A 5,698-nucleotide genomic window follows, 5' to 3' on the forward strand; every position below is an offset into this window, starting at 1 on the left:
CGCAAAGCAAAAACCCTCTGCACGATGAGATGCAGAGGGTTTTTTAATAAAAGCCTGACGATGACCTACTTTCACACTGGTTGCAGCACTATCATCGGCGCAAAGTCGTTTCACGGTCCTGTTCGGGATGGGAAGGGGTGGTACCAACTCGCTATGGTCATCAGGCATAACTTGTAACCGCTGCTTGTTCTCCAGTTGGAGCAACAAACAACGCAATCTAGAAGAAGTAGTTTTTTATACCGAGCTCACTAGGGTGGGTGAGCCCGGTTGGGTATGAATGTCCAAACGGTGTTGCTATCTGTTGAGGATAGTCACCTAGGCAAACAAAAAAGCTCATCATATAACCTGCTAAGGTTATAGGGACAAGCCTCACGGGCAATTAGTATCAGTTAGCTTAACGTATTACTACGCTTCCACACCTGACCTATCAACGTCCTGGTCTCGAACGACCCTTTAGGGGAATCTAGTTCCCGGGAAATATCATCTTAAGGCAAGTTTCCCGCTTAGATGCTTTCAGCGGTTATCTCTTCCGAACTTAGCTACCCGGCAATGCCACTGGCGTGACAACCGGTACACCAGAGGTTCGTCCACTCCGGTCCTCTCGTACTAGGAGCAGCCCCCTTCAAATTTCCAACGCCCACGGCAGATAGGGACCAAACTGTCTCACGACGTTTTAAACCCAGCTCACGTACCACTTTAAATGGCGAACAGCCATACCCTTGGGACCGGCTACAGCCCCAGGATGTGATGAGCCGACATCGAGGTGCCAAACTCCCCCGTCGATATGAACTCTTGGGAGGAATCAGCCTGTTATCCCCAGAGTACCTTTTATCCGTTGAGCGATGGCCCTTCCATACAGAACCACCGGATCACTATGTCCTACTTTCGTACCTGCTCGACTTGTCAGTCTCGCAGTTAAGCACGCTTATGCCATTGCACTATTAGCACGATGTCCGACCGTACCTAGCGTACCTTCGAACTCCTCCGTTACACTTTGGGAGGAGACCGCCCCAGTCAAACTGCCTACCATGCACTGTCCCCGATCCGGATAACGGACCAAGGTTAGAACCTCAAACAAACCAGGGTGGTATTTCAAGGTTGGCTCCACGAGAACTAGCGTCCCCGCTTCAAAGCCTCCCACCTATCCTACACAGATTGGTTCAAAGTCCAATGCAAAGCTACAGTAAAGGTTCATGGGGTCTTTCCGTCTAGCCGCGGGTAGATTGCATCATCACAAACATTTCAACTTCGCTGAGTCTCGGGAGGAGACAGTGTGGCCATCGTTACGCCATTCGTGCAGGTCGGAACTTACCCGACAAGGAATTTCGCTACCTTAGGACCGTTATAGTTACGGCCGCCGTTTACTGGGACTTCAATCAAGAGCTTGCACCCCATCATTTAATCTTCCAGCACCGGGCAGGCGTCACACCCTATACGTCCACTTTCGTGTTTGCAGAGTGCTGTGTTTTTATTAAACAGTCGCAGCCACCTTTTTATTGCAGCCCTTTCGTCCTTCTGGCGCAGGCCAGTCAAACTACCGGGGCGTACCTTATCCCGAAGTTACGGTACAAATTTGCCGAGTTCCTTCTCCCGAGTTCTCTCAAGCGCCTTAGAATACTCATCTCGCCCACCTGTGTCGGTTTGCGGTACGGTCTCGTTAGACTGAAGCTTAGAGGCTTTTCTTGGAACCACTTCCGATTGCTTCACCAATAAATTGGCTCGTCCCATACCCTTGAATTACGCTGCCGGATTTGCCTAACAGCCTTCTCTGATATAGGAACCGGGACTTCCAACACCCGGACAACCTTCCGCGATCCGTCCCCCCATCGCATCTAACGACGGTGCAGGAATATTAACCTGCTTCCCATCAGCTACGCATCTCTGCCTCGCCTTAGGGGCCGACTCACCCTGCTCCGATGAACGTTGAACAGGAAACCTTGGGCTTACGGCGTGGGGGCTTTTCACCCCCATTATCGCTACTCATGTCAGCATTCGCACTTCTGATACCTCCAGCATCCTTTACAAGACACCTTCGCAGGCTTACAGAACGCTCTCCTACCATATCCTTACGGATATCCGCAGCTTCGGTGACTGGCTTAGCCCCGTTACATCTTCCGCGCAGGACGACTCGATCAGTGAGCTATTACGCTTTCTTTAAAGGATGGCTGCTTCTAAGCCAACCTCCTGACTGTTTTAGCCTTCCCACTTCGTTTGCCACTTAGCCAATCTTTGGGACCTTAGCTGGCGGTCTGGGTTGTTTCCCTCTTGACGTCGGACGTTAGCACCCGGCGTCTGTCTCCCAAGCTCGCACTCATCGGTATTCGGAGTTTGCAATGGTTTGGTAAGTCTCGATGACCCCCTAGCCATAACAGTGCTCTACCCCCGATGGTGATACTTGAGGCACTACCTAAATAGTTTTCGGAGAGAACCAGCTATTTCCAAGTTTGTTTAGCCTTTCACCCCTACCCACAGCTCATCCCCTAATTTTTCAACATTAGTGGGTTCGGACCTCCAGTGCGTGTTACCGCACCTTCATCCTGGCCATGAGTAGATCACTTGGTTTCGGGTCTACACCCAGCGACTGAACGCCCTATTCGGACTCGATTTCTCTACGCCTTCCCTATACGGTTAAGCTTGCCACTGAATGTAAGTCGCTGACCCATTATACAAAAGGTACGCAGTCACGGAACAAGTCCGCTCCTACTGTTTGTATGCACACGGTTTCAGGATCTATTTCACTCCCCTTCCGGGGTTCTTTTCGCCTTTCCCTCACGGTACTGGTTCACTATCGGTCGATATCGAGTATTTAGCCTTGGAGGATGGTCCCCCCATGTTCAGACAGGATTACACGTGTCCCGCCCTACTTGTTGCAAGCTTAGTTCCACAATGATCATTTCGTATAAGGGGCTATCACCCTCTATGGCCGACGTTTCCAAGTCGTTCTACTATGTCCACTGCTAAAACTTGCGGCTGTTCCCATTTCGCTCGCCACTACTTTGGGAATCTCGGTTGATTTCTTTTCCTGCAGCTACTTAGATGTTTCAGTTCGCCGCGTTCGCTTTACACACCTATGTATTCAGTGTGCAATGACCACTAGGGCCGGGTTTCCCCATTCGGAAATCTGCGGATCAAAGCTTGTTTGCTAGCTCCCCGCAGCTTATCGCAAGCTACTACGTCCTTCATCGCCTGATATCGCCAAGGCATCCACCATGTGCACTTATTCACTTGTCCCTATAACTTTAGCCTCTAGCTGCGTTCACAGCTAAAAAGCGGTTATAGAGGTATTTCTATGAGTTTAGCGTTTGCCGTATCCAAAGTGTTATCGCATTCTCCATGCAGCTTGCGCCCATGGAGTCTTTTGAGAACTCTTTACATACTTTTTGATTTGATACAATCATACCCATCAACAAACAATGTCTTGTCTGCTGACGAATCTTTACTACTTCTTCTAGATTGTTAAAGAACGGTAAAACCAATGATCTTAAAAAGACCAAACCTAAATCCCAGCGCGCTATTTGCGCCGACTTAGGTTTGATATTTCTTGCTTCTTCTCACCAAGGAAACTTGGTGGAGGTTGACGGGATCGAACCGACGACCCCCTGCTTGCAAAGCAGGTGCTCTCCCAGCTGAGCTAAACCCCCGAAACTTGTGGTGGGTCTGGTTGGGCTCGAACCAACGACCCCCGCGTTATCAACACGGTGCTCTAACCAACTGAGCTACAGACCCGCTTGGATCAGTACGAGCCTACCATCAACTTCAGCGCTTTCACGCCGCAGCCTTTGACCGATACCTGTTCTTCTTTATTAACAGACGATAAGTGTGGACGCTTAACTTTCATGCAAACTCTAGAAAGGAGGTGATCCAGCCGCACCTTCCGATACGGCTACCTTGTTACGACTTCACCCCAGTCACGAATCCTACCGTGGTAAGCGCCCTCCTTACGGTTAGGCTACCTACTTCTGGTAAAACCCGCTCCCATGGTGTGACGGGCGGTGTGTACAAGACCCGGGAACGTATTCACCGCGACATGCTGATCCGCGATTACTAGCGATTCCAACTTCATGTAGTCGAGTTGCAGACTACAATCCGGACTACGATACACTTTCTGGGATTAGCTCCCCCTCGCGGGTTGGCGGCCCTCTGTATGTACCATTGTATGACGTGTGAAGCCCTACCCATAAGGGCCATGAGGACTTGACGTCATCCCCACCTTCCTCCGGTTTGTCACCGGCAGTCTCATTAGAGTGCCCTTTCGTAGCAACTAATGACAAGGGTTGCGCTCGTTGCGGGACTTAACCCAACATCTCACGACACGAGCTGACGACAGCCATGCAGCACCTGTGTTACAGTTTTCTTTCGAACACTCCCAAATCTCTTCGGGATTCTGTACATGTCAAGGGTAGGTAAGGTTTTTCGCGTTGCATCGAATTAATCCACATCATCCACCGCTTGTGCGGGTCCCCGTCAATTCCTTTGAGTTTTAATCTTGCGACCGTACTCCCCAGGCGGTCTACTTCACGCGTTAGCTGCGTTACCAAGTCAATTAAGACCCGACAACTAGTAGACATCGTTTAGGGCGTGGACTACCAGGGTATCTAATCCTGTTTGCTCCCCACGCTTTCGTGCATGAGCGTCAGTGTTATCCCAGGGGGCTGCCTTCGCCATCGGTATTCCTCCACATCTCTACGCATTTCACTGCTACACGTGGAATTCTACCCCCCTCTGACACACTCTAGCTATGCAGTCACAAATGCCATTCCCAGGTTAAGCCCGGGGATTTCACACCTGTCTTACATAACCGCCTGCGCACGCTTTACGCCCAGTAATTCCGATTAACGCTTGCACCCTACGTATTACCGCGGCTGCTGGCACGTAGTTAGCCGGTGCTTATTCTTCAGGTACCGTCATTAGGGATTCGTATTAGGAATCCCCGTTTCTTCCCTGACAAAAGAGCTTTACAACCCGAAGGCCTTCTTCACTCACGCGGCATTGCTGGATCAGGGTTGCCCCCATTGTCCAAAATTCCCCACTGCTGCCTCCCGTAGGAGTCTGGGCCGTGTCTCAGTCCCAGTGTGGCTGGTCGTCCTCTCAGACCAGCTACTGATCGAAGCCTTGGTGAGCCTTTACCTCACCAACTAGCTAATCAGATATCGGCCGCTCTATGAGCATGAGGTCTTGCGATCCCCCACTTTCATCCGTAGATCGTATGCGGTATTAGCTAATCTTTCGACTAGTTATCCCCCACTCAAAGGTACGTTCCGATATATTACTCACCCGTTCGCCACTCGTCAGCGGAGCAAGCTCCCTGTTACCGTTCGACTTGCATGTGTAAGGCATGCCGCCAGCGTTCAATCTGAGCCAGGATCAAACTCTTCAGTTCAATCTCTGTTTTGTGGCATTGCTGCCTAGCATCTCTGCTATCGCTCACTCAAAATACTGACAGGCCACTTTCTTTCAAAAGCGCCTATTTTCTTCTTTTGTGAACATTTAATGTTTTAAGTTATACGCTCCTGATTTACATCAGCAGCGCTGCACTTCCATCAAACGCCCACACTTATCGACTGTTAATTGTTAAAGAACCTTCTACTTCGCGTCACCGTCTTACCGGTTCGCGTCGCTGTCAAATCGTTTTGTTTGTCAGCAGCAGAGAGATGAGATTATGTAGCGTTTCAAGTTTTTCGTCAACTACTTTTTTACT

The 5,698-nt window shown here is 50.1% G+C and carries 2 tRNA genes and 3 rRNA genes; all 5 read right to left on the reverse strand.

The window, feature by feature from the left end:
- Window positions 1-52: 52 nt before the first annotated feature.
- The 5 genes from rrf to AC07V8_RS25705 all read right to left on the reverse strand — a co-directional run bounded on the left by rrf (window position 53) and on the right by AC07V8_RS25705 (window position 5,380).
- Window positions 53-165, reverse strand: a 5S ribosomal RNA gene (rrf, locus tag AC07V8_RS25685).
- A 193-nt stretch (window positions 166-358) separates the two neighbouring features.
- Window positions 359-3,231: ribosomal RNA gene (locus AC07V8_RS25690) — 23S ribosomal RNA — on the reverse strand.
- Between the two features lie 334 nt (window positions 3,232-3,565).
- A tRNA-Ala gene (locus tag AC07V8_RS25695) sits at window positions 3,566-3,641 on the reverse strand.
- Window positions 3,642-3,649: 8 nt separating this feature from the next.
- A tRNA-Ile gene (locus tag AC07V8_RS25700) sits at window positions 3,650-3,726 on the reverse strand.
- A 123-nt stretch (window positions 3,727-3,849) separates the two neighbouring features.
- A 16S ribosomal RNA gene (locus AC07V8_RS25705) occupies window positions 3,850-5,380 on the reverse strand.
- Together the 16S, 23S and 5S rRNA genes with 2 tRNA genes alongside form the textbook arrangement of a ribosomal RNA operon.
- Window positions 5,381-5,698: the final 318 nt, after the last annotated feature.

This window comes from Collimonas sp. GW821-FHT02H07 (assembly GCF_059421505.1).